The sequence below is a fragment of the Rhodococcus sp. R1101 genome, from assembly GCF_000278445.1.
Taxonomy (GTDB): Bacteria; Actinomycetota; Actinomycetes; order Mycobacteriales; family Mycobacteriaceae; genus Rhodococcus; species Rhodococcus gordoniae.
This window is the reverse complement of record NZ_AJVB01000540.1, coordinates 1-2445: the sequence shown is the minus strand read 5'-3', so window position 1 is coordinate 2445 and position 2445 is coordinate 1. Positions and strand designations below refer to the sequence as shown.

At 68.4% G+C, this 2445-nt stretch carries 2 protein-coding genes; both read left to right on the top strand.

Annotation, left to right across the window (positions count from 1 at the left end; translation table 11 throughout):
• The first annotated feature begins 242 nt into the window (after positions 1 to 242).
• Positions 243 to 1655, top strand: coding sequence for an ethanolamine ammonia-lyase subunit EutB (locus tag R1101_RS0121240; protein ID WP_016935275.1), 1413 nt, complete (start codon positions 243 to 245; stop codon positions 1653 to 1655).
• Positions 1652 to 2422 (top strand): ethanolamine ammonia-lyase subunit EutC, encoded by a 771-nt coding sequence (gene eutC, locus R1101_RS0121235; protein WP_016935274.1) that lies wholly within the window; start codon positions 1652 to 1654, stop codon positions 2420 to 2422. Before R1101_RS0121240 ends, eutC begins: the two co-directional genes overlap by 4 nt.
• Positions 2423 to 2445: the final 23 nt, after the last annotated feature.

Here is a 2445-nt window from a genome sequence, read left to right as displayed (position 1 = left end):
CCGAGCAGCGCTGGTACGAGGGGAGACAGTCGCTGTCGCTGGCGAAGGCCCTCCACCCCACCGCGGCGGGGATGCGGCACATGGCGCAACGGGTTACGGACGTCTGGTACCAGCGGGGTTAGGAACCGACGACCAGCGGCGTTTCGTTCGCGACACTCGCCGGACACGACGGCGAAAAGGTGGAATGCTGCACTCCACTGCGTGCGCACATTCGTCGAACCGGTCCTGCGCGGGAGGCCTCGATGACGATCTACCGGCAACAGCTCGGCGGAACCGGCTACGAGTTCGACGGCCTCGTCGACCTGCTCGGGAAGGCCTCACCGCGCCGCTCGGGCGATGAACTCGCCGGGTGCGCCGCCACCTCGGACGCCGAACGTGCCGCGGCACAGCTGGCTCTGGCGGATCTCCCGCTGACCACCTTCCTCACCGAGGAGGTCGTCCCGTACGAGACCGACGAGGTGACCAGGCTGATCGTCGACACCCATGACGCGACGGCCTTCGCGCCGGTCTCACACCTGACGGTCGGGGAGCTGCGCGACCATCTCCTGGAGGTCGCGGCCCGACCGGACTCGGCCGGCGTGCTCGCGGCACTCGCGTCGGGACTCACCCCGGAGATGGTGGCGGCGACAAGCAAGATCATGCGGAACCAGGACCTGATCGCGGTCTCCCGCGCGGCGACGGTGACCAGCGGGTTCCGCACCACGATCGGGGTGCCCGACCGGCTCGCGACGCGTCTGCAACCGAACCATCCCGTCGACGATCCACAGGGAGTCGCCGCGTCCGTCCTCGACGGACTGCTGATGGGATGCGGCGACGCCGTGGTCGGGATCAATCCGGCGAGCGACTCGCCGCACGCCGTGTCCGACCTGCTGCACCTGCTCGACGAGATCCGGCAACGATTCGAGATCCCCACCCAGTCGTGCGTGCTCACCCACGTCACCACCACCATCGATCTGATCGAGAAGGGTGCGCCCGTCGACCTGGTGTTCCAGTCGGTCGCCGGCACCGAGGGCGCCAACCGCAGCTTCGGGGTGGACCTCGCAGTGCTGCGGGAGGGCAACGAGGCCGGCAGGTCGCTGCGACGGGGGAGCGTCGGCAGCAACGTCATGTACTTCGAGACCGGGCAGGGTTCGGCGTTGTCGTCCGGTACGCATCTCGGTACCGGAGGCAGACCCGTCGACCAGCAGACCCTCGAAGCACGCGCGTATGCCGTTGCCCGCGAATTCGATCCGCTGCTCGTCAACACGGTCGTCGGGTTCATCGGACCGGAATACCTGTACGACGGCAAGCAGATCATCCGCGCCGGTCTCGAAGACCAGTTCTGCGGCAAACTCCTCGGCCTGCCGATGGGTGTGGACGTCTGCTACACCAATCACGCCGAGGCCGACCAGGACGACATGGACACCCTGCTCACCCTGTTGGCCGTTGCCGGAACAGCATTCGTCATCACCGTGCCCGGAGCCGACGACGTGATGCTCGGCTACCAGTCGCTGTCGTTCCACGACGCGCTGTACGTGCGGGAGGCGGCGAACCTACGGCCGGCACCGGAATTCGAGGAATGGCTACGCAGACAAGGCATGGCGGACGACGTCGGTCGCATCCTGCCGGTGGACGTCGGCGCGTCTCCCCTCCGAGCGCTCGGAGGTGCCCTGTGAGCGATCTGTGGGACGAGCTGCGTCGGCACACCCAAGCACGGATCGGGCTGGGGCGCACCGGGAACAGTATCCCGACACGCCGTCATCTGGAGTTCGTGACGGCGCATGCCGAAGCACGCGACGCCGTGCACGTCCCGCTCGATGTGCCCGGCTTGGTTCAGCGGATCCGTGGTCTCGACCTCGGTGAGCCGTTGATCGTGGAAAGCGCAGCAGGAGATCGCAGTACGTATCTGCGGCGCCCCGACTTCGGCCGACGGCTCGCCGAGGGAACCACGCTGCCGCGAACGGAGGCCGATCTCGGTATCGCGCTGTGCGACGGGTTGTCGTCCACCGCTCTCGACGCCCACGGGCCCGATCTGCTGGCGGCGATCATCGCCGCCCTGCCGGGTCTGACGGTGGCGCCGCCGGTGATCGCGACGCAGGCCCGCGTTGCGCTGGGCGACCATATCGGTGAGCAGCTCGGCGTCGCGACGATGCTCGTGATCATCGGCGAACGCCCCGGCCTCTCGGTGGCCGACAGCGTCGGCGTGTACTTGACGCACCACCCGAGGCCGGGACGCAGTGACGCCGAACGCAACTGCGTGTCGAACATCCATCCGCCCGGCGGGATGACCTACGAGCACGCGGCGCGCGTCGTCGCGGCCCTCGTGAACGGGGCGCGGCAGTTGGGGGCGTCGGGCGTCGCGTTGAAGGACACCTCGCGGGACCCCGCACTCACCGACCCCGACACCGACAGCGGAGCGGGAATCGGTCATAGGAGCGCGTAAAAGCGCGCACCTGTGACCACTCC